Source organism: Komagataeibacter europaeus (assembly GCF_002173515.1).
Lineage (GTDB): Bacteria > Pseudomonadota > Alphaproteobacteria > Acetobacterales > Acetobacteraceae > Komagataeibacter > Komagataeibacter europaeus.
In genome coordinates this window covers 1,264,443-1,284,779 of the sequence record NZ_CP021467.1, presented here as the reverse complement: position 1 = coordinate 1,284,779, position 20,337 = coordinate 1,264,443, and the positions used below count along the sequence as shown (strand labels likewise).

The following is a 20,337-nucleotide window of genomic DNA, read 5'->3' as shown; positions in this document are numbered from 1 at the left end:
CGCCATATTTTCAATCACGCAATATGGGGGCGACCGTGACCGGCAGGGGGGCGGCGGACTGTGTCAGCACATGCGCACTGGGCCGGGACCGGGTCGGGAAAGGTGCATATCTGATATTGCAATTCACTCTCAATTGCTAAATAAGCTGCCGTGAACCATCACAGTGTGAGCTTTGATCCATGAGTCTTCGTACGCTTTGCCTGAGCACCATCTGCGCCGCCAGCCTGCTGGCGGGTGTGGATGCTCCGGTGGCGGCCCGCGCCGCGACCGGCGGGGACACTGCCGTGCCGCAGAAGGTAAAACCGGCTTCCACCCCGCGCGCCCGGCCTGCCCGGGCACCGGCGGACGATACGGCGGCGCAGGCGGACACCACACCGGACGCCACACCGGACGCCCCGCCGGCCCGGCACGAGGACATGGTCGTCACCGCCGCGCGCAGGAACCGCATGTATGTCAGCAGCGGTGGCGACCTGGGCGCATTGGGCAAGAAGAAGGGGCTGGACGTGCCCTTCAACATCCGCAGCTACAATTCCAGCCTGATCCTGAACCAGCAGTCACAGACACTGGGCGACGTGCTGCTGAACGACCCCACCGTCCGCACCACAATGGGGTACGGCAATTACGCGCAGCTGTTCCAGATCCGCGGGTTCACGCTGTATGGCGATGACGTGGCGATTGACGGCCTGTATGGCGTCACCCCACGGCAGCTTGTCTCGCCCCAGCTTTATGATTCGGTGCAGGTGCTCAATGGCGCCAGCGCGTTCCTTAATGGCGCGGCCCCCGGTGGCTCGGCCATTGGCGGCAATGTCAACCTGATCCCCAAACGGGCTGCGGCAACCGACATCACGCGCATCACCGGCGATTACACCAGCGGCGGGCAGGGCGGTGGCGCGTTTGATGTCAGCCGCCGGTTCGGCCGCGACCATGCCTTCGGCTTCCGCTTCAACGCCGCCGGCATGGATGGGCAGACGGCGATCAAGGGCGAACGGCGTGATGACGTGGCCCTAGGCGCAGCCTTTGACTGGCACAATGATGACACGCGCATCGACATGAACATGAATTACCAGAAGCAGCAGGTTTATGGCGGACGCAGCGCGATCATCGTCTCCAGCCTGGCCGATGGCATGCCCGCGCCCAAGGCCACCGCGCCTTCGGAAAACTGGGGGCAGCGCTGGGCCTATACCGACCTGAGCTACCTGTTCGGCACGCTGAACATCGAACATGATTTTGGCAGCCACATCACGGCGTATGGCAAATTCGGCGCGCAGGGCGGCAATGAAATGGGCAATTACGCCACCACCACGCTGACCAATTCCCGCACCGGGGCCGGCACCGTGGGCGCCATGGCGGATGCGTACAACGTCATGAACGAGGCCACGCAGGCCGGTATCCATGCCCATGTCACCACCGGCCCGATCAAACATGAAATCAACGCGGGCGGGTCAGCGATATGGGAGGAATCAGACGCCGCCTATTCCATGAGCCTGATCTCGCAGGCGGGCAACATCTATCATCCCACGCAGTTCACCCCGCAGGAAACCTATAGCGGCGGCAGCCTGAACAATCCCGGCCGGGTGGCGTGGAACAAGCTGTACAGCCTGTTCCTGTCCGATACCATGACCTTCTGGCACGACCGCATCGCGCTGACGGGGGGCTTCCGGTACCAGGATATCCTGTCGGATTCCTTTGCCTATGGCACCGGCACGTTGAGCACCCATTACGACGCGGCAGCGTTTTCCCCCGTCATTGGCCTTGTCATCCATCCGGTCAAGCATGCGGCCCTGTATTTCAACCGTATTCAGGGGCTGTCGGCGGGGCAGACGGTGGGGGCGACCTACGTCAATGCCGGGCAGGTCTTCGCCCCGTACCAGAGTACCCAGTACGAAGTCGGCGCCAAGTATGACGTGGGCCGCTTTGCCGCAGGTGTCGCGTTTTTCCAGACCGCCATGCCACAGGGCATGACCGAGGCCTACGGCAATACCGGGCAGATGCTGTACACACAGAATGGCCGGCAGCGTAACCGGGGCATGGAACTGACCTTCAACGGGGAAATCCTGCGCGGCCTGCGCTTCAACGGCGGCCTGACGCTGATCGATGCGAAGCAGATGAATACGGCGGGTGGCGAGTATAACGGCAAGACCGTGATCGGCGTGCCGAACTACACCATCAACGGCAACCTTGAATACGACGTGCCGTTCATCAAGGGACTGACGCTGGTGGGCCGTGTCATCAGCACCGGCAAGCAGCAGTTCAACAACGCCAATTCGACGCACCTGCCGGCGTGGTCCCGCTTCGACCTTGGCGCGCGCTATACGTTCCTTGCCGCCAAGAAGCCGCTGACCGCGCGTTTCGAGGTCGATAACATCGGCAACCAGCGGTACTGGGCATCGGTTTACCAGAGCGACCTGGTCATGGGCGACCCGGAGACCTTCAAGTTCTCGATCAGTGCCGACCTGTAAAAAACCGGACAGAAGGAATAAAAGTTCTTGGCTGCCGCCTTTTTTAAAGGCGGCGTTATCTGAAGACTTTTGAAAAAATCTTCACCAAAAACTTCTGTATTTTAAACCACGGTTTCCGGCCGCAACCGTTGACTGCAACCGGAAACCGTATCGTGGTATCAGTGAATGACCCCGCAGGCCACGCGATCCCCCGCGCCACCAATGGGCTGGGTGCGGTAGTCATCGGGGTTGGCGTGGATCACCAGCGCCGATCCATCCTTATCCAGCAGGGCAGGGCGGCCATCCGCGCCGTTGAGGGAGACCAGCGTGGAATACATCTCCACCGTTGCCGTCCCGTCCTGACTGACAAACAGGTTGGGCAGGTCGCCCGCGTCATTGGCGTTCGCATTCAGCAGGCCATGCACCACGGGGGTCGCCGCATGTACATGCGCCCCGGCGGATGTGAACTTCGGCGGGCCGCAATCGCCCTTTTCATGGAAATGGATCCCGTGCCAGCCGGGGATCAGCCCCTTGGCCGTAATCCGCAGCAGCACGCCGTGGGGCGCGTCCGTGACCTGCACGGTGCCGTGGTCGGCGCCGTCATTGCCAATCAGCGTGCCCGACGCCGTGCCAGCGGCATGGGCCATGGCGGGCAGGGTGGCCAGCCCGGCAAGTAGCCCCAGCAGTCGAAGGCGTGGTGTGAACATGGTCTTTTTTCCTTATTCCCGTTCGCGCAGGCGGCCAGCGTGCCGGAATTAAGACCGCCTCGCAACAACGCGGAACCCGTCCCGTAACACCTCAACTACCGCACATGATGTCCAAACCCGTGTGCGGACAGGGTAGCGAGCGCGAAAAGGGACGGAATTCACTTTGTGCTGAACAGGGCGGGGCAGGGCGCCATGAAGGTCAGGAAGACGTTTTTTAACCTGTCCCTATCCCAGGTCAGCATGGGCGAAGGGTTCGTTCGCCTTCAGCACCAGGTCACGCAGGCGCTCGGGGTCTATGGCGTGGACCGTCCGGTTATGGCGGCCGGTCATGGTGCGCGCGGCCAGCAGGGCGTTGATGGCGGATTCCTCCACCGCCTGCACCACGCCCATGAACATCGCGTCCATGTCATCATCATTCAGGGCGTCGATATGCACGCGGTTCTTTATCGGGTACGCGCCGGGATCATTGGCGGTGGTGAAGGCCAGGTACAGATCGCCCGAATCATTGCCCGACGGCGTGCCCAGGCGGCCCATGCCAATGCCCGCGCGCTTGGCCATGCGGCGCAGCTGCGTGGGCATGAGCGGGGCGTCGGTCGCGACAATGATGATGATGGAGCCTTTTTCCTTCGTCCAGACCGTATTGTCCTTCATCACCAGCCCCACCGGCGCGCCACATACCTTCAGCCACGGGCGGATGCCGTTATTGGCCTGCACCAGAACGCCCACGGTGTACTGGCCCGCGCTGGTGTCCACCCGGCGCGACGATGTGCCGATCCCGCCCTTGAATTCATACGTGATCATGCCGGTGCCGCCGCCCACGTTGCCTTCGGCCACCGGGCCGGGACGGGCGTTGCGGATGGCGTCCAGCACATGGCGTTCGGTAATGTGGAAGCCGCCAATGTCGTTCAGCCACCCGTCATAGGTTTCGGCCACGACCGGCAGGGGCCAGATGTCCTCGCCCATCTGCTCGGGGAAGCTGCGCACCATCCATCTGGCCACGGCCTGGTGCGCGGTGCCGATGGAACAGGTGTTGGTAATGGCGATCGGCCCCATGAACCAGCCCGCTTCCGCGATCCAGTGCGTGCCGGTCATCTCCCCGTTGCCGTTCATGGAAAACGTCCCGGCCCAGCACGGGTGCAGCAGCGCGCCCGGCGCACGTGGCAGGATGGCCGTGACCCCGGTGCGCACCGCGTGGTCCCCGTGCCCGGATACAAGGGTGGTATGCCCGACCCGCACGCCCGCGACATCGGTAATGGCATTGTCCGGGCCGGTCCGCCCCTGCATGGGCAGGCCCAGCGCGCGGGCACGCGGGCGCGCAACCTGCGGGGGCGATGCGGCATGCGCGGCGGTGGGGGACAGCGCGCGGGTGGTCAGGGCGGTGGCCCCCAGCAGGCCAAGGCCCCCGGTCATGATGGCGCGGCGGGAGATATCCGTCATTACGCATTCCTTGTGGCTGTTGTGCATGGTGGCGGCATGTTGCGGCGGGCCGGGGCCGTATGGTGCTGGCCCGTAACGAAAGCCTTTGGTAGCATCCGCCCTGGCGGCCGGGTATCAGGCGGAAGGGGGATGGTCATGTACTGCTTTGGAAGTATGGGATGGAGGTAAGCGACCTGGCGTTTCACGCGGCCCTGGGCAAGCTGGTCGGGGATGTGGGGAATGCGGATTTCTGGCGGCGGCTGACGACCTTCCTGCGCCGCCAGGTGGCGTTCGATACATGGGTCGCGATGATCTTCCAGCCCGGGCACGCGCCGGTCCTGCTGGCCGACTGCCCGGATGACGCGGTGGCCGACGTGCTGCTGCGCGACTACCTTGCGCGGTTTTACCTGCTGGACCCGTTCTGCCGCTTTGCCCTGTCCGGTCCGGCAGCGGGGCTGTACCGCATTGACGATGTCGCCCCCGAACTGTTCCGCCAGACCGAATATTACCAGACCTATTACCGCCACATGGTCGATCATGACGAGGTGCAGTTCCTGGCCCCGATCGGGGGCGGGCGGGTCATTTCGCTTTCCCTTGGCTCCCACGGGGTGTTTTCGGCGGCGGACATGGGGGTGCTGCAGCTTTATGCCGCGTGGGTGCCGCCGCTCATGGCGCTGGCTGTCAGGCTGGAAGGCGGCCCGGCGCAGGCCGCCCATGGCGGCGCGGACCTGCAGGCCGTGCTGGAACGCCTGGGCTGTCCCCGCCTGACCGCGCGTGAAATGGATGTGATGGTGCTGATGCAGGCGGGGCATTCGACCCGGTCCATCGCGCAGTCGATGCGGATTTCACCGCATACGATCAAGGTCCACCGCCGCAACATCTATGAAAAACTGGGCGTTTCCACGCAGGCGGAGGTCTTTGCGCTGCTGTCGGGACGCATGGCGCGCTGACCGCCCCGGCCGTGGCGATGGCCGGGGCATGAAGGCGAAGGGTTCCCATCGTGGGCCGCGCGCTGTATGCCCACACCATCCTTATCATGACATTGCGGCCCATGAAGATCGGTTTCCTGTTCAACCACGACTGTATCCATCAGGTCTCGCACACTGCGCCGATCATCTGTGAACTGGTGGCGCTGGGGCAGGATGTGACGGTCATTACCTCCACCCCCGCGCAGGAAGCGCATGTCCGCCGGACCATCGCGCCCTGCATGGACCGCGTGCGCTTTGTCCGCATCGATATCGGGCCGGTGTCGCGGGCCATAAACGTGGTGGCGCAGGCGGTGGTGCCGTTCCGCCGCATCGCCAACCTGCGCGAAAACGTGGACCTGTTTCGGCAGTTTGACGCGCTGGTGGTGCCGGAAACCACGTCGGCCCTGCTGAAAAGCCACTTCAACCTTGATATCCGGCTGATCTATTTCCCGCATGGGGCAGGGGACCGGTCCATCGGGTTTCGCGACGTGACCCGGTTTTTCGACCTTGTGCTGCTGCCCGGAACCAAGACGCGCGACCGCATGCTGGACCGGCAGCTGATCCGCCCCGGCCACCACGCCGTTGTCGGCTATCCCAAATTCGATACCGTGGACATGACGCGTCGCCCGCGCCTGTTTGACAACGACCGGCCCACGGTCCTGTACAACCCGCATTTCGACCCGGTCCTGTCATCATGGTGGGACATGGGCATGGACGTGCTGGAATGGTTCGCGCGGCAGGATGACTACAACCTGATCTTCGCGCCCCATGTCATGCTGTTCCGCCGCAGGCTGCATACATCGGTCGAACACCGCCGCGTGCGCCTGCGCCGGATGATCCCCGAACGCCTGCGCAACCTGTCGCATGTCCGCATCGACACCGGCAGCCAGAATTCGGTGGACATGACCTATGTCCTGGCCGCCGACATCTATCTGGGTGACGCCAGCAGCCAGGTCTATGAATGGATCGCGCGTCCCCGGCCGTGCATCTTCCTCAATTCCCACCACGCGCGCTGGCAGGGCAATCCCAGCTACGCGCACTGGAACATGGGGCAGGTGATCGACAGCGTCAGCGCACTGCCCCATGCGCTGGCGGTGGCGTGGGACCGGCAACACGAATTCGCCCCGCGCCAGCAGGCCGCATTCAGCGAAACATTCCACACCGTTCCGGGCGAAACCGCCGCCCACCGCGCGGCACGGGAAATTGTTTACTTTTTGTCGCAGGATAAATCCCGCACCCCCTGAACCCCGGCGGAACGGGGTGCTATTGTCCGCCACAGATCCATGGAATGGATGAGGGAGGCCATGCGCATTGCCTATGTCATCAATACATTTGAAGGCGGCGGCGCGGCCCTGCCCATACCGGCCATTGCCGATGTCTTTCGTCAGTGCGGGCATGATGTGCATGTAGCTGCCCTGTCGCGGCGCAACGGGCGGGCCATGCCCCACCTGCGCCATGCGGGGCTGGACCCCGTGGTGCTGGGGGCGGACCGCGCCCCGATCGCGCGGCAGATGGCGGGCCTGGATGCATGGGTGCGCCATGTCCGGCCCACCCATATCTGGACATCGCTGACGCGCGCGACCCTGCTGGGGCAGATGGTGGGGGCATGGCGGCGCATTCCCGTGGTCAGCTGGCAGCATAATGCCTTTCTCCTGCCCGCCAACCTTGCGCTGCTGCGGATGATGAAGGAACGCAGCCGGATCTGGGTGGGGGATTCCGCCTTTGTCACCACCCTGACCCGCAAGCGGCTGGCCCTGCCGTACAGCCGCGTCATGTGCTGGCCCATTTTCCGCGCCTGGCCCGATGTGGCGCCCGCCCCCGCGTGGCGACCGGGGGAGGAAATACGCATCGGCTCGCTCGGGCGGCTGCATGCCAGCAAGGGGTACGATGTGCTGTGCCGCGCGCTGGTGCAGTTGCGTGACGTGCCGGGCCTGCCGCCCTACCGCGTCACCATTGGCGGGGAGGGGGCGGAACATGACCGCCTGCGCGGCTTCTGCCTGCGCCACGGGCTGGATAACGTGCATTTCGCGGGCTATGTCGAGGATACGGCCACCTTCCTGCGGCAATGCCACCTGTATGTGCAGCCATCGCTTTACGAAGGGTTCTGCATCGCCGCCCACGAAGCCATGAACATGGGCCTGCCGGTACTGGGCAGCGATGTGGGCGAAATGGGCCGGTCCATCGTGGACGGGGTGACCGGCTGGAAACTGCCGCCCCGGCAGCCGGGCGCGCTGGCCCGCAGGCTGGAAGCCACCTTGCGCCAGCCTGAACAGATGGCCGGCATGGGACAGGCCGCGCGCGAATGGGTCATGAACAGCTTCAGCGCACGGGCCTTCAGCCGCGCCGGAACCACGATCCTGCAGCGCATGGCGGGGTAAGGGGTACACGCCAAGGGTACGCAAAAAGCCCGGAAAACCGCGGCGTGTACCCTCTGTTCCCTCCGTACCCCTTATTTTCCAAACTTGCCACGGCACCTGATCTACCTGGCTTCGTCAAACAAATTGTTAAGTAAGGGGTACGGAGGGAACAGGGGTACACCCCACCGGCCCATGGCGCTACAGACCGCAGGAAAGCACGGTTTTCTGGCATTCCATGACCGGGGGGAAGTGTACCCCTTCCAATTGTGGCAAGGGGTACGGGGGGATCAGATGATGACGTCCGGCGGGTTCTGCTTGGTCAGCCGGTCATACTGCAGCAGGGTGGTCAGCAGGTCTTCCATGCATTCCAGCGGCAGCATGGTCGCGCCATCGCTGGGCGCGGTATCGGGATCGGGGTGGGTTTCAATGAACAGCCCGGCCACGCCAATGGCCAGTGCGGCGCGGGCCAGGATGGGTGCAAACACCCGCTGCCCGCCCGAAGCCGACCCCAGCCCGCCGGGCTGCTGCACCGAATGGGTGGCGTCATAGATCACGGGATGGCCGGTGCCCGCCATGATCGGCAGGGCGCGCATGTCATTGACCAGCGTGTTGTAGCCAAACGACGTGCCGCGTTCACACAGCATGATGCGGTCATTGCCGGTGGAGGCGACCTTGGCCGCGACATTGGCCATGTCCCATGGGGCCAGGAACTGCCCCTTCTTGATATTGACCGCCGCCCCCGTCTGCCCCGCCGCCAGCAGAAGGTCGGTCTGGCGGCACAAAAAGGCCGGGATCTGCAGCACGTCGGCCACTTCCGCCACCGGGGCGCACTGGTCGGGCTGGTGCACGTCGGTCAGCACCGGCATGCCGAAACGCGCGCGCACCCGTGACAGGATATCCAGCCCCTGCGCCATGCCCACGCCGCGCGCGCCGTTGATGGAGGTGCGGTTGGCCTTGTCGAACGAGCTTTTGTAGATCAGCCCGATCCCCAGCTTCGTCGCAATCCCATGCAGCGCATCGGCCACTTCCGTGGCCTGCTGCAGGGATTCGATCTGGCACGGCCCCGCGATCAGCACGAAGGGCGCTTCGTTGCTGACCGTAAGGCTGCCGATGGTTATGGCGTGATGGTCGGTCACCGTTTCGCTCCCTTTTCCGCCGCCTTGGCGACGGCGGCCCCGATGAAGCCGGAAAACAGCGGATGCGGGTCAAACGGCTTGGAAATCAGCTCGGGGTGGTACTGCACCGCGATGAACCACGGGTGGTCGGGGTATTCCACCACTTCGGGCAGGATGCCGTCGGGCGACATGCCAGAAAAGCGCAGGCCGGTCTTTTCCAGCTGCTCGCGGTAGTGGTTGTTGACCTCGTAACGGTGGCGGTGGCGTTCGCGGATGTCGGTGCGGCCATAGGTCTGTGCCGCGCGCGATCCTTCCGCCAGCCTGGCGGGATAGGCGCCAAGGCGCATGGTGCCCCCCATCTCGCCCCCTTCGCGCCGGCGAAGCAGTTCGTTGCCCCGCGCCCATTCGGTCATGAGGCCAACCAGCGGCTGGTCGGTGGGGCCGAATTCGGTCGACGACGCATCCTTGATGCCCGCAAGGTTGCGCGCGCATTCGATCACCGCCATCTGCATGCCAAAGCAGATGCCCATGAACGGGATGTTGTTTTCACGCGCGTATTTCACCGCGCGGATCTTGCCTTCCGACCCGCGTTCGCCAAACCCGCCGGGCACGAGGATGGCGTCGCTGCGGGCAAGACTGTTCACCGCATCATCCGATTTCTCGAAATCTTCCGCTTCGACCCAGTTCAGGCGCACGCGCGCGCGGTTGGCGATGCCACCATGCTGCAGGGCCTCGATCAGGGATTTGTAGCTGTCCAGCAGGGCGGTGTACTTGCCCACCACCGTCACCACCACCTCGCGGTCGGGGTGGCGGACGGCGTCCACGATCCTTTCCCACCGCGACAGGTCGGGGTCGGGTGTCGTGGGCAGGCCGAAATGGTGCAGCACCTCGGTATCCATCCCTTCGGCATGGTACGAGATGGGGCAGGCATAGATCGTGTCCACGTCGCGCGCGGCGATCACCGCCTGCGGGCGCACGTTGCAGAAGCTGGCGATCTTGCGGCGTTCGTTTTCGGGTATTTCCCGGTCCGACCGGCAGACCAGCATCTGCGGCTGGATGCCGACATTCTGCAGTTCCTTGACGGAATGCTGCGTGGGCTTGGTTTTCAGCTCACCCGCCGCCGCGATCCATGGCAGCAGGGTGAGGTGGATGAACATCGTCTGGTCGGGGCCAAGGTCGTTGCGCAGCTGGCGGATGGATTCAAGGAAGGGCAGGCTTTCGATATCGCCCACCGTGCCGCCGATCTCGACCAGGACAAAATCCAGGTCCTCGGTATCCGCCACGATCGTTTCCTTGATCGAGTCGGTAATGTGGGGAATGACCTGCACGGTCGCCCCCAGGTAATCGCCACGCCGTTCGCGCGCGATCACGCCGGAATAGATCTGCCCCGTCGTGGCATTGTCCGCCCGGGTGGCATGCACACCCGTGAAGCGTTCGTAATGGCCAAGGTCCAGATCCGTTTCAGCCCCGTCGTCGGTCACGAAGACCTCGCCGTGCTGATAGGGACTCATCGTCCCCGGATCGACATTCAGGTAGGGGTCAAGCTTGCGCAACCGGACCCGATAGCCACGGGCCTGGAGCAGGGCAGCAAGGGCAGCCGAAGCAATGCCTTTGCCGAGGGAGGACACCACGCCGCCGGTGATGAATACAAACCGCGTCATGGATGGCCTTTCTACACAGCTTGCGGCCGCGCTGCAAAGGCTACGACGCGCCACGGGCCGAAAAAATGAAAAACGCCCCGGCACAGGGTGCGGGGGCGTTGGTCATTCCTGCGGAAAACCGCCTGATGTCAGGGCGTTGTGGCCGGCGCGGTCGAAGCCGGCGGCTGGGCCAGGATATCATGCCCCGCACCGGTCGATGCCCCGCGGTTCATGACCGCAAGCGTCAGCGACAGCACCATGAAGGCCGTGCCCAGCACCGCGGTCGAGCGCGTGAGCAGCGTTGCCGTCCCGCGTCCGGACATGAAGGAACCCATGCCCTGCGACCCGCCGATTCCAAGGCCGCCGCCCTCGCTGCGCTGGATCAGGATGGTCCCGATCAGCGCGATGGTGACGAACAGGTGCAGTAGAAGAAGAACTGTGATCATGCGTCTTTCCAGTAGATCCCCGTCCGCCGCGCGGCAATCACGAAGCGCGGGCGGCGCGGACAAGCGGCACGAAGGCGTCGACCTTCAGGCTGGCATTGCCCACCAGCGCCCCGTCCACGTGTTCGACAGGCAGGATATCGGTGACATTGCGTTCATTGACGGAGCCACCATAAAGGATTTGCATCGTTTTGCCAGCATCCCCGAACTGCCGCACCAGTTCGGCGCGGATAAAGGCGGCCATGTCGGCGATATCCTGCTGTGACGCGGCCTGTCCGGTGCCGATGGCCCAGATCGGTTCGTACGCCACGATGCCGCGGAATCCCTGCGGCAGCGACCCCTCAATCTGCCAGCCCACGGTGGCCTGCGAATCCCCGGCGGAACGCTGGTCGTCGTTTTCGCCCACGCAGACGATGGGCGTCAGGCCCGCCGCCATCGCGGCGACCGTCTTTTCACGCACGGTCTCATCCAGCTCGTGGTGTTCGGCCCGGCGTTCGGAATGGCCCAGGATGACGTATTCCACCCCCAGGTCCACCAGCATGGGGGCGGAAATGTCGCCGGTATGCGCCCCCGACTTGTCCTTGTGGCAGTCCTGCGCGCCCAGCTTTATGCCAGCCTGCTTCAGCTTCGGCGCAAGGCGGGCCAGCTGCGTGAACGGCGGGCAGACCACGACATCGGCCCGGGGGGACAGCGCGGCCAGCTGCGCGGCCAGCCCGTCCACCAGCGCGTCGGCATCCGCGCTCAGGCCATTCATTTTCCAGTTGCCAACAATTATCTGCTTCATGTTTCCACTCCTGCGTCCATGTGGCAGCGCGCCGCCCGCGCGGTGCGTGGCATGGTTGTCATGGGGGTGCAGCCTACACCATGGCGCGCCGCCGGTTGCAACCCGCACGGGCCGCATCGCGGGCGTGCGTGCATCCTTGTGCTGGTCAAACCGCTGGCGTGACCGTATGGTGCCCGACCGGAAAACAGGGCGCCCGTACGGGTGCGCATGGTGCGCACGCCCTGTTCCATCCGGCTTTGTCTTGGTGCTGGCGCAGGGTTTTTCATGCTATCTTTTCTGTATCGCGTGTTTGTCGATTCATGGGTGGGACGCATCGTCGCTGGGCTGTTTTTCCTTGCCTTCATCGGGTTTGGCGTGGGCGACGTGCTGATGAACATCGGCACCGAACGCGCCGATGTCGTGGCCCGCGTGGGCGACCGCCCCATCCTGGTGCAGTCGTACCAGAACGCGCTGCAGTCCGAGATGCCGCAGGTGGCGCAGTCCATGCACCTGTCCGATCCGTCCCAGATTCCCGCCAGCACGCGTGAACAGATCGCCCAGCAGGTGCTGACCCGCCTTGTGCTGCAGGCCGAAATTGCCGAAGCGGCCGACCGTCATGGCCTGATCGTGCCCGATTCCGTGGTGCGTGACGAAATCTTCTCCATTCCCGCGTTCAAGGGGCGCGACGGGCAGTTCGACCGCGCGCTGTTCAATGACCGCCTGCGCCGCACCGGCATGTCCGAAGGGCGGCTGGTTGACCTGGTGCGGCAGGAACAGGCGTCGCGCGTGCTGCTGCAGCCGATTCGCGATGGCGCCACCGTGCCCGACGTGATGGCCCGCCGCCTGTTCGATTTCGAGGCCCAGACCCGCACGATCGACCTGGTGCGCGTGCCCTTTGACAGCCAGCAGCCCACGGCCACCCCCACGCAGGCGCAGCTTGCGCGCTACCATGCCAACCACCCGTGGGAATTCGTCGCCCCCGAATTCCGCCATGCCCGCATTGTCGTGCTGTCGGCGGACACGATCGGCCGCCAGATCGATATTTCGGACGACGACCTGCACAAGGCGTATGACGCGCAGGCCCAGACCTTCAACGCCCCCGAACGCCGCGACGTGCAGATCGTGACCGTCCCGACCGAGGCGCGCGCCACGGCGCTGCGCGCGCAATGGACGGATGGCGGCGCATGGGCACAGGTGCAGAAGGATGCGGGCAAGGACGCCGCCGCGGTCGAACTGCCGGGCATGAAGGTCAGCGACGTGCCCTCCGCCGATCTGGGCAAGCAGGTTTTCGCCGCCCCCGCCAACGCAACGCAGGGCCCGATCAAAAGCGAGGGCGGCTGGGTCGTCTTTCGCGTAACCAACATCACCCCCGCCCACGCCACCCCGTTCGGGGAGGTGCGCCAGGCGCTGCATGACCAGATCGCCCATTCCCGCGCGCAGGCGGTGCTGGCTGACCGGGTGCAGAAACTGCAGGATACCATTGCCGGTGGCGGGCTGGATTCCATTCCCGCCGACCTTGGCGCCGCCGCCGTATCGGGCGACGTGGATGCATCGGGCCTGACGCATGACGGCACGCCCGCCCCGATCCCCGGCAGCGACGCGGTGCGGCAGGCGGTCGTGGCGCGCATCTTCGCGCAGGCGAAGGGGGCGAACCCCGAACTGGTGCAGGGGCCGGACGGCGTGTGGTACGCGGTATCGGTTGACGGCGTGACGCCGGGCCACGCCCTGACGCTGGCGGAAGCCGGTCCCCGCGTGGCGGCCGCATGGCTGGCCGATGCCCGCCGCCACATGGCCGACCGGCAGGCCACCGCGTATTACACGCAGGCGCAGGGGCAGGGCGGTCTGGGCCATGTCAGCCCCGCCATTGCCGGGCTGGAGCACAGCCAGCCGATTTCCCCCATGCAGCCCGCGCCGGAAATCCCGCGTGAGGTTGCGGCCCTGATCTTCCGCCTGACCCAGCCCGGGCAGAGCGTGATGACGGAAGCCGGTGATTCCTATGTCGTCGCGACGCTTACGGCCATCAACCACCCCGACCCGGCCACGCAGAAGAACCTGTATGACCGCGTGCGCGCGGGCCTGGCCCAGTCGATGGGCGATGATATCGAAATGGGCTACGGCAACGCGCTGGAAGGCGTGGTGAAGCCCAGGCCGAACAATTCCGCCATCCACGCGGTCATGGCGGAGGTAACAGGCAGCCAGAACACGGGAACAGCACAGTGACAGCAGACGCCCCACGCCCTTCCTTCCGGCCCGCTGATGCCACCGCGCGTGCGGCCGCCCTGGCCGACCTGCGCGCGGGCAGGAGCACCGTGGCGTGGCGGGTGGAGCCTGCGGACCTGCTGACGCCGGTGGCGGCCTTCCTGCGGCTGTCACGCCTTGCGCGCAGCCATGGCGGCGGCAATGGCGGGCATAACGCCTTCCTGCTGGAAAGTGTGGAAGGCGGTACGTCGCGCGGGCGGTATTCGGTCATCGGCCTGCTGCCCGACCTGATCTGGCGCTGCCATGACGGGCGGGCCAGCGTGTGCGCCGACCCCGCGGCCCCCACCCATGAATTCGTGCCCGAAGCCGATGCCCCGCTGGTGTCCCTGCGCCGCATCCTGCACGAAAGCCGCATGGACCTGCCCGAGGGGCTGCCGCCCATGACCGGCGGCGTGTTCGGCTATCTTGGCTATGACATGATCCGGCAGGTCGAGCACCTGCCCGACATGCCGGTCGATGACCTCGACCTGCCCGAAGGCATCATGATCCGTCCCGGCCTGTTCGCGATCTTCGACACGGTGCGCGACGAACTGCTGCTGGCCGCCCCGCTGCGTCCCGCGCCGGGCCAGACGGCCGAAGCCGTATGGGACGCGGCGCAGGACCGCCTGCAGCAGGCGCGCGCCGCGCTGTCCACCCCGGTCGAACTGCCCGACGGGCCAGCGGGCGAGATTGCCGCCCCCGTGCCGCAGTCCACCATGACGCGGGAGGAATTCTGCACCATGGTGCGCAGGCTGCAGGACTATATCGCGGCGGGGGATGCGTTCCAGATCGTGCCCAGCCAGCGCTTCAGCGCGGCCTTTACCCTGCCGCCATTCGCGCTGTACCGCGCGCTGCGTCGGATCAACCCCGCGCCCTTCCTGTTCTACCTCGATCTGGACGGGTTCAGCCTTGTGGGGTCGTCGCCCGAAATCCTCGTGCGCCTGCGTGAGGGCACCATGACCGTTCGCCCGCTGGCCGGCACCCGCCCGCGTGGCCGCACGACAGTGGAGGACCTGGCGCTGGAGGCGGAACTGCTGGCCGACCCCAAGGAACGCGCCGAGCACCTGATGCTGATCGACCTTGGCCGCAACGACGTGGGCCGGGTGTGCGAACTGGGGTCGGTGCAGGTGACGGAGCAGTTCGTGATCGAACGCTTCAGCCATGTCATGCATATATCCTCCAATGTTGAAGGAAAGCTGCGTCCCGACCTGGAGGCGCTGGACGCGCTGATGTCGGGCTTCCCCGCGGGCACGCTGACCGGTGCGCCCAAGATCCGCGCCATGGAGATAATCGACGAGGTCGAGCCGACCCGTCGCGCCACCTATGCCGGGTGCATCGGCTATTTCGGTCCCGATGGCGACATGGACACCTGCATCGGCCTGCGCATGGCGGTGGTGAAGGACGGGCGGATGTACGTGCAGGCGGGCTGTGGCGTGGTGGCCGACAGCGTGCCCGACGCGGAATACGAGGAAACCCGCCAGAAGGCCCGCGCCCTGTTCCGCGCGGCGGAGGAAGCGGTGCGCTTCGCCACCAGCGACGGCGCATAAAAGGGAATGCAGGTTTCCGGGCGCCGCCTTTTTTCAAAAAGGCGGCGTTTCCTGAAGCTTTTTGGCGAAAAGCGTCACCCGAAACCCTTTGTGTGTTTTACGGCAGCGGCCTGAAACATTTTGCAAGGTGATTTCATGCCCCCCGCGTACATGGTAAGGAAAGGCAAGACATGCCGGGTCACGCCAGAAGGTTTGACCCGGCCCAGCGGAAAAGCCATGATACGCCCATGATCCTTCTGATCGACAATTATGACAGCTTCACGTTCAACCTCGTCCATTATCTGGGCGATCTGGGGGAGACGTGTGAAGTGTACCGCAACGATGCGATCAGTGTGGACGACGCGCTGGCGCTGAAGCCGGAGGCGATTGTCATCTCGCCCGGTCCCTGTTCCCCGAACGAGGCCGGGATCTGCTGTGACCTGATCGCGGCGGCGGCGGGAAAGGTGCCGGTCTTTGGCGTCTGCCTTGGCCATCAGGCCATCGGCCAGGTCTTTGGCGGCAGGGTCGTGCGTTCGCCTGTGCCGATGCATGGCAAGGTCTCGCCGGTGTACCATGACGGGACCGATATCTTTGCCGGCCTGCCCGACCCGTTCAACGCCACGCGTTACCACAGCCTGACGGTTGATCCCGACAGCCTGCCCGATACGCTGGTGGCCACCGCGCATACGTCCGACGGGGTCATCATGGGCCTGCGGCACGCGACGCTGCCGATCTTTGGCGTGCAGTTCCACCCCGAAAGCATTGCATCGGAATACGGCCACGAAATCATGGCCAATTTCCTGTCCATCGCACGTGGCGGCAATGCGCCGCGCAAGGCTGCCTGAACGGCGATGGCCAGCAGCAGGGACAGCGCCTCGGCCGCCAGCACAATGTTCCGCGATCTTCCGGGACGTGTCGCGGGCGGCGAAGTCGTGGCGCCTGAACAGGTCAAGGCCGCGCTGGATGCCATCAAGGCGGGCGCGATGGAAGAAATTCCCGCCATCGCCTTCCTGACCGGGCTGTACATTCAGGGCCGCATCCTGTCCGACCCGGTGGAACTGGAAGCCGAACTGCGTAACCGCGTGCCTGCGGGCGGGGTGCGCGACAATGATGCCGCGACGGCAGCCGGACCGGGCGGCAATGCGTCCGCAGCCGCCGCCATGACGCCGGAATTTCGCGAAATACTGGACTGGACGCTGGCGGGTCGCGCGCTGGACGCCACTATGGCGCAGGTGGCCTTTGACCAGATCATGGACGGGCGTGTGCCCACGGGCGGGCTGGCGGCCTTCCTGACCGCACTGCACATGCGCGGGGAAACCGTGACCGAACTGGAGGCCGCCGTACGCGCCATGCGCGCGCGCATGGTGGCGGTGCCCGGCATGCCGCCGGGGGCGATTGACGTATGCGGCACGGGGGGCGACGGGCTGGGCACGCTGAATGTGTCCACCGCCGTGGCGTTCGTGCTGGCCGCCCTGGGGGCACCGGTGGTCAAGCATGGCAACCGCGCGCTGTCCTCGCGCTCGGGGGCGACGGACGTGCTGCTGGAACTGGATGTGCCGCTGCCGGTGGACCACGGGCATATCGGCGCCATGGTGGCGGAGCATAAGCTGGCCTTCCTTGCCGCCACAAATCACCATCCCGCCATGCGGCATGTGGGGGCGGTGCGCCGGGCGCTGGGTTTTCGCACTATTTTCAACCTGCTTGGCCCGCTGTGCAATCCTGCGGGGGTTGCGCGGCAGATGGTGGGCGTGTTTTCCCCCGACTGGCTGGGCCCCATGGTCCGGACACTGCAGGCGACCGGGTCGGCGCGCGTATGGGCCATATGCGGGGATTGCGGCGCGGGGCGGTACATTGACGAACTGACCCTGGCCGGTCCCAACCATGCCACCATCCTTGAAGACGGGCAGGTCATGTCGCTGATCGTGGATGCAGGGCAGGCGGGGTTCGACCCCGCGCCGATTTCGGCCATTGCCGGTGGCGCGCCCGCGCATAATGCCGCCGCCCTGCGCGCGCTGGCGCAGGGCGCGCGCGGGGCCTATCGCGATACCGTGCTGCTGAACGCCGCGGTGGCATTGCACGTGGCGGGGCGGGGCGACAGTATTATCCGGGGCGGCGCGATTGATTACGCCGCCCTGCGCGCGAATGCCGGCCTTGCGGCCGACGCGCTTGATAAGGGTGCGGTCGCGGCCGTGCTGGAGGCTGTCCGGAATTTCCGGGCGGACATGCCAAACAGAGTAACAGGGTAGAAAATGAACGACACGCCAATGACCCCCCCCCAGACAGGTAGTGTCCAGCCCGCGGATGTGGACAGCATTCCCGATGTTCTGGAACGTATCTGTGCACGGACCCGGGTGGACGTGGCGCAACGTGCCAAGGTCACCCCGCTGAAGGAAATCACGGCGCGCGCGCGCGAAGTGACCACGCCGCCGCGCGGCTTCGGGCAGGCGCTGAAGCAGAAGACCGCCGACCACCAGATCGGGCTGATCGCGGAAATCAAGAAGGCGTCGCCTTCCGCCGGCATCCTGCGCCCCGATTACGAACCGACCGTGATCGCGCAGGAATATGAAAAGGCGGGGGCCGCGTGCCTTTCGGTGCTGACGGAAGGGTCGTGCTTCCACGGCTGCGCGGAAGACCTGACGCGTGTGCGTGAGGCGTGCAAGCTGCCGCTGCTGCGCAAGGATTTCATCATCGACCCGTGGCAGGTGCATGAAAGCCGCCTGATCGGGGCGGACTGCATCCTGCTGATCATGGCGATCCTGACCGATGCGGAAGCGGCCGAACTGCTGGACATCGCGCGCGGGCTGGACATGGACGTTCTGGTAGAAGTGCATGACGAGGGCGAACTGAACCGCGCGCTTGCCCTTGATACCTCCCTGATCGGCATCAACAATCGCAACCTGAAAACGCTGCAGACCGATATCGAGACCACCTGCCGCCTGGCCCCGCTGGTGCCGCCGGACCGGATCATCGTGTCCGAAAGCGGCATCCGCACCCATGCCGACGTGGTGAAGCTGAACGCCATTGGCGCGTCGGGCTTCCTGGTGGGGGAAAGCCTGCTGCGGCATGAGGACGTGGGGGCCGCCGTCCATGCCCTGCTGGGCACCGCGCCGGACGCGCCGGCGGATGACGCCACGCCATGACGGGCGCGCGCCTGTCACACCTTGACGCGGCGGGGCATGCAGTCATGGTCGATGTCTCGGCCAAGCCCGATACGCGGCGCGAAGCCGTGGCGCACGGGCATGTCAGGATGCGGCCCGCGACACTGGCCATGATCCTGTCGGGGGACATGCCAAAGGGCGACGTGCTGGCGACCGCGCGGATCGCGGGCATCATGGCGGCGAAGAAAACATCGGACCTGATCCCGCTGTGCCACCCGCTGGCCATTTCATCGGTGAAGGTGGACCTGGCCCCCGACGCGGCGGGCGCGGGGATCGAAATTACCGCCCGCGTGCGCACCACCGGGCCGACAGGGGTGGAGATGGAGGCCCTGACCGCCGCCTCCGTCGCGGCGCTGACGCTGTATGACATGTGCAAGGCCGTGGAACGTGACATGGAAATCGGTCAGATACACGTGATCCATAAATCCGGTGGGGCGTCGGGCACTTATGATCGTGCCGCCACACCATGACGGCATGCCGGCACGCCGGCGCTGGCTCCGATCGCCGTGCCCGCACAGGCATGGCCCAGGAAACATGAACCTGAGGACGTTTGATGAGTAACGAGACAGATCCCGGCCTGTCCGGCGGGCATAACAGCCGGACCATGACCGAAGCCGACCTGAAGGAAGCCTACTACCAGATGGTCCTGATCCGCCGGTTCGAGGAACGTGCGGGCCAACTGTATGGCATGGGGCTGATCGGCGGTTTCTGCCACCTGTATATCGGGCAGGAAGCCGTCGTGGTCGGGATCCAGATGGAACTGAAGCAGGGGGACAAGATCATCACCTCCTACCGCGATCACGGGCAGATGCTGGCGGCCGGCATGGACCCGCGCGGCGTGATGGCGGAACTGACCGGGCGCGAGGGCGGCTATTCCCACGGCAAGGGCGGTTCCATGCACATGTTCTCCAGCGAAAAGCATTTCTATGGCGGGCATGGCATTGTGGGCGCGCAGGTCTCGCTGGGGATCGGGCTGGCGTTCGCCAACAAGTATCGCGGCACGGACGAAGTCTCGGTCACGTATTATGGCGAAGGCGCGTCGAACCAGGGACAGGTTTACGAAAGCTTCAACCTTGCGGCGCTCCACAAGCTGCCCTGCCTGTTCGTGCTGGAAAACAACCGCTACGGCATGGGCACCAGCGTCGAACGGTCCTCCGCCTCCAAGGCCCTTTGGCGCAATGGGGAGCCGTGGGGCATTCCGGGCATGTATGTCGATGGCATGGATGTCGAGGCGGTGCGCGCCGCGGCGGCCGAAGCCGTGGCCCACTGCCGCGCGGGCAAGGGCCCGGTGCTGATGGAGGTCGATACCTACCGCTACCGTGGCCATTCCATGTCGGACCCGGCGAAATACCGCCAGCGTTCGGAAGTGGAGGACGTGCGCAAGAACCATGACCCCATCGACCGCGTGCGCCGTGAACTGCTGGAACGTGGCGTGGCCGAGAGCGACCTGAAGGCGATGGATGACAAGGTCAAGGCGGTCGTGCTTGACGCGGCGGAGTTTGCCCAGACCAGTCCCGAGCCCGATCCCTCGGAACTGTGGACGGACATCCTGGTAGGAAGCTGAATCA

The 20,337-nt window shown here is 65.4% G+C and carries 18 protein-coding genes; 12 read left to right on the top strand and 6 right to left on the bottom strand.

The genetic code is table 11. From position 1 onward, the window contains the following. Window positions 1-179: 179 nt before the first annotated feature. Complete coding sequence (locus S101446_RS05855; RefSeq protein WP_087607878.1) at window positions 180-2,459, top strand: TonB-dependent receptor; 2,280 nt, start codon at window positions 180-182, stop codon at window positions 2,457-2,459. A gap of 158 nt (window positions 2,460-2,617) precedes the next feature. On the opposite strand, the gene sodC is transcribed toward S101446_RS05855, so the two are convergent. Beyond that, the gene (gene sodC, locus S101446_RS05850) at window positions 2,618-3,145 is read right to left on the bottom strand and encodes a superoxide dismutase[Cu-Zn] (protein WP_010507926.1); all 528 of its coding nucleotides are present in this window, start codon (window positions 3,143-3,145) and stop codon (window positions 2,618-2,620) included. A gap of 225 nt (window positions 3,146-3,370) precedes the next feature. Continuing rightward, on the bottom strand, window positions 3,371-4,582 hold the full coding sequence (locus S101446_RS05845; RefSeq protein ID WP_244184544.1) for a DmpA family aminopeptidase: 1,212 nt from the start codon (window positions 4,580-4,582) through the stop codon (window positions 3,371-3,373). A gap of 158 nt (window positions 4,583-4,740) precedes the next feature. On the opposite strand from S101446_RS05845, the gene S101446_RS05840 reads away from it, so the two are divergent. From S101446_RS05840 to S101446_RS05830, 3 genes are read left to right on the top strand one after another with little or no spacing between them, the layout of a single operon-like run. Next, entirely contained in the window at window positions 4,741-5,511 is a 771-nt protein-coding gene (locus tag S101446_RS05840) for a helix-turn-helix transcriptional regulator (protein ID WP_087607876.1), read from the top strand. A 50-nt stretch (window positions 5,512-5,561) separates the two neighbouring features. Next, window positions 5,562-6,773: a hypothetical protein gene (locus tag S101446_RS05835; protein ID WP_087607875.1), complete on the top strand. Its 1,212-nt coding sequence runs from the start codon at window positions 5,562-5,564 to the stop codon at window positions 6,771-6,773. Window positions 6,774-6,833: 60 nt separating this feature from the next. Then, on the top strand, window positions 6,834-7,907 hold the full coding sequence (locus tag S101446_RS05830; RefSeq protein WP_087607874.1) for a glycosyltransferase family 4 protein: 1,074 nt from the start codon (window positions 6,834-6,836) through the stop codon (window positions 7,905-7,907). 266 nt (window positions 7,908-8,173) lie between these two features. On the opposite strand, the gene kdsA is transcribed toward S101446_RS05830, so the two are convergent. From kdsA to tpiA, 4 genes are all read right to left on the bottom strand, one after another. Further along, complete coding sequence (kdsA, locus tag S101446_RS05825) at window positions 8,174-9,022, bottom strand: 3-deoxy-8-phosphooctulonate synthase (RefSeq protein ID WP_087607873.1); 849 nt, start codon at window positions 9,020-9,022, stop codon at window positions 8,174-8,176. Continuing rightward, window positions 9,019-10,662 (bottom strand): CTP synthase, encoded by a 1,644-nt coding sequence (locus S101446_RS05820; protein ID WP_010507933.1) that lies wholly within the window; start codon window positions 10,660-10,662, stop codon window positions 9,019-9,021. The genes kdsA and S101446_RS05820 overlap by 4 nt, the downstream gene beginning before the upstream one ends. A gap of 128 nt (window positions 10,663-10,790) precedes the next feature. Continuing rightward, window positions 10,791-11,087 carry a preprotein translocase subunit SecG gene (secG, locus tag S101446_RS05815; protein ID WP_010507935.1) on the bottom strand — a complete coding sequence of 99 codons (297 nt, stop codon included), beginning with the start codon at window positions 11,085-11,087 and terminating at the stop codon, window positions 10,791-10,793. 37 nt (window positions 11,088-11,124) lie between these two features. Then, window positions 11,125-11,868: a triose-phosphate isomerase gene (tpiA, locus tag S101446_RS05810; RefSeq protein ID WP_087607872.1), complete on the bottom strand. Its 744-nt coding sequence runs from the start codon at window positions 11,866-11,868 to the stop codon at window positions 11,125-11,127. 18 nt (window positions 11,869-11,886) lie between these two features. On the opposite strand from tpiA, the gene S101446_RS18005 reads away from it, so the two are divergent. The 8 genes from S101446_RS18005 to pdhA all read left to right on the top strand — a co-directional run bounded on the left by S101446_RS18005 (window position 11,887) and on the right by pdhA (window position 20,333). Continuing rightward, window positions 11,887-12,030 (top strand): hypothetical protein, encoded by a 144-nt coding sequence (locus S101446_RS18005; RefSeq protein ID WP_019085538.1) that lies wholly within the window; start codon window positions 11,887-11,889, stop codon window positions 12,028-12,030. A gap of 45 nt (window positions 12,031-12,075) precedes the next feature. Next, the gene (locus tag S101446_RS05805; RefSeq protein WP_087607871.1) at window positions 12,076-14,067 is read left to right on the top strand and encodes a peptidyl-prolyl cis-trans isomerase; all 1,992 of its coding nucleotides are present in this window, start codon (window positions 12,076-12,078) and stop codon (window positions 14,065-14,067) included. After that, window positions 14,064-15,632, top strand: a complete 1,569-nt coding sequence (gene trpE / locus S101446_RS05800) for an anthranilate synthase component I (protein WP_087607870.1) — start codon at window positions 14,064-14,066, stop codon at window positions 15,630-15,632. The genes S101446_RS05805 and trpE overlap by 4 nt, the downstream gene beginning before the upstream one ends. 227 nt (window positions 15,633-15,859) lie before the next feature. Then, a complete protein-coding gene (locus tag S101446_RS05795) occupies window positions 15,860-16,456 on the top strand; it encodes an anthranilate synthase component II (RefSeq protein WP_026019633.1) in 597 nt (198 codons plus the stop codon). A 6-nt stretch (window positions 16,457-16,462) separates the two neighbouring features. Next, window positions 16,463-17,857: an anthranilate phosphoribosyltransferase gene (gene trpD / locus S101446_RS05790; protein WP_087607869.1), complete on the top strand. Its 1,395-nt coding sequence runs from the start codon at window positions 16,463-16,465 to the stop codon at window positions 17,855-17,857. 18 nt (window positions 17,858-17,875) lie between these two features. Then, window positions 17,876-18,751, top strand: a complete 876-nt coding sequence (gene trpC / locus S101446_RS05785) for an indole-3-glycerol phosphate synthase TrpC (RefSeq protein WP_010507941.1) — start codon at window positions 17,876-17,878, stop codon at window positions 18,749-18,751. Next, a complete protein-coding gene (gene moaC, locus S101446_RS05780; protein ID WP_010507943.1) occupies window positions 18,748-19,239 on the top strand; it encodes a cyclic pyranopterin monophosphate synthase MoaC in 492 nt (163 codons plus the stop codon). The genes trpC and moaC overlap by 4 nt, the downstream gene beginning before the upstream one ends. A 134-nt stretch (window positions 19,240-19,373) precedes the next feature. Beyond that, window positions 19,374-20,333 carry a pyruvate dehydrogenase (acetyl-transferring) E1 component subunit alpha gene (gene pdhA, locus S101446_RS05775; RefSeq protein ID WP_231289843.1) on the top strand — a complete coding sequence of 320 codons (960 nt, stop codon included), beginning with the start codon at window positions 19,374-19,376 and terminating at the stop codon, window positions 20,331-20,333. The last annotated feature ends 4 nt before the right edge of the window (window positions 20,334-20,337 follow it).

Coding starts and splice junctions, on each gene's coding strand:
- pdhA (WP_231289843.1), top strand. CDS start 19,374: ATGACCGAAGCCGACCTGAAGGAAGCCTACTACCAGATGGTCCTGATC.
- trpC (WP_010507941.1), top strand. CDS start 17,876: ATGACCCCCCCCCAGACAGGTAGTGTCCAGCCCGCGGATGTGGACAGC.
- S101446_RS05830 (WP_087607874.1), top strand. CDS start 6,834: ATGCGCATTGCCTATGTCATCAATACATTTGAAGGCGGCGGCGCGGCC.
- secG (WP_010507935.1), bottom strand. CDS start 11,087: ATGATCACAGTTCTTCTTCTACTGCACCTGTTCGTCACCATCGCGCTG.
- sodC (WP_010507926.1), bottom strand. CDS start 3,145: ATGTTCACACCACGCCTTCGACTGCTGGGGCTACTTGCCGGGCTGGCC.
- S101446_RS05805 (WP_087607871.1), top strand. CDS start 12,076: ATGGTGCGCACGCCCTGTTCCATCCGGCTTTGTCTTGGTGCTGGCGCA.
- S101446_RS05795 (WP_026019633.1), top strand. CDS start 15,860: ATGATCCTTCTGATCGACAATTATGACAGCTTCACGTTCAACCTCGTC.
- S101446_RS05840 (WP_087607876.1), top strand. CDS start 4,741: ATGGAGGTAAGCGACCTGGCGTTTCACGCGGCCCTGGGCAAGCTGGTC.
- S101446_RS18005 (WP_019085538.1), top strand. CDS start 11,887: ATGTGGCAGCGCGCCGCCCGCGCGGTGCGTGGCATGGTTGTCATGGGG.
- S101446_RS05820 (WP_010507933.1), bottom strand. CDS start 10,662: ATGACGCGGTTTGTATTCATCACCGGCGGCGTGGTGTCCTCCCTCGGC.
- S101446_RS05845 (WP_244184544.1), bottom strand. CDS start 4,582: ATGACGGATATCTCCCGCCGCGCCATCATGACCGGGGGCCTTGGCCTG.
- trpD (WP_087607869.1), top strand. CDS start 16,463: ATGGCCAGCAGCAGGGACAGCGCCTCGGCCGCCAGCACAATGTTCCGC.
- tpiA (WP_087607872.1), bottom strand. CDS start 11,868: ATGAAGCAGATAATTGTTGGCAACTGGAAAATGAATGGCCTGAGCGCG.
- S101446_RS05855 (WP_087607878.1), top strand. CDS start 180: ATGAGTCTTCGTACGCTTTGCCTGAGCACCATCTGCGCCGCCAGCCTG.
- moaC (WP_010507943.1), top strand. CDS start 18,748: ATGACGGGCGCGCGCCTGTCACACCTTGACGCGGCGGGGCATGCAGTC.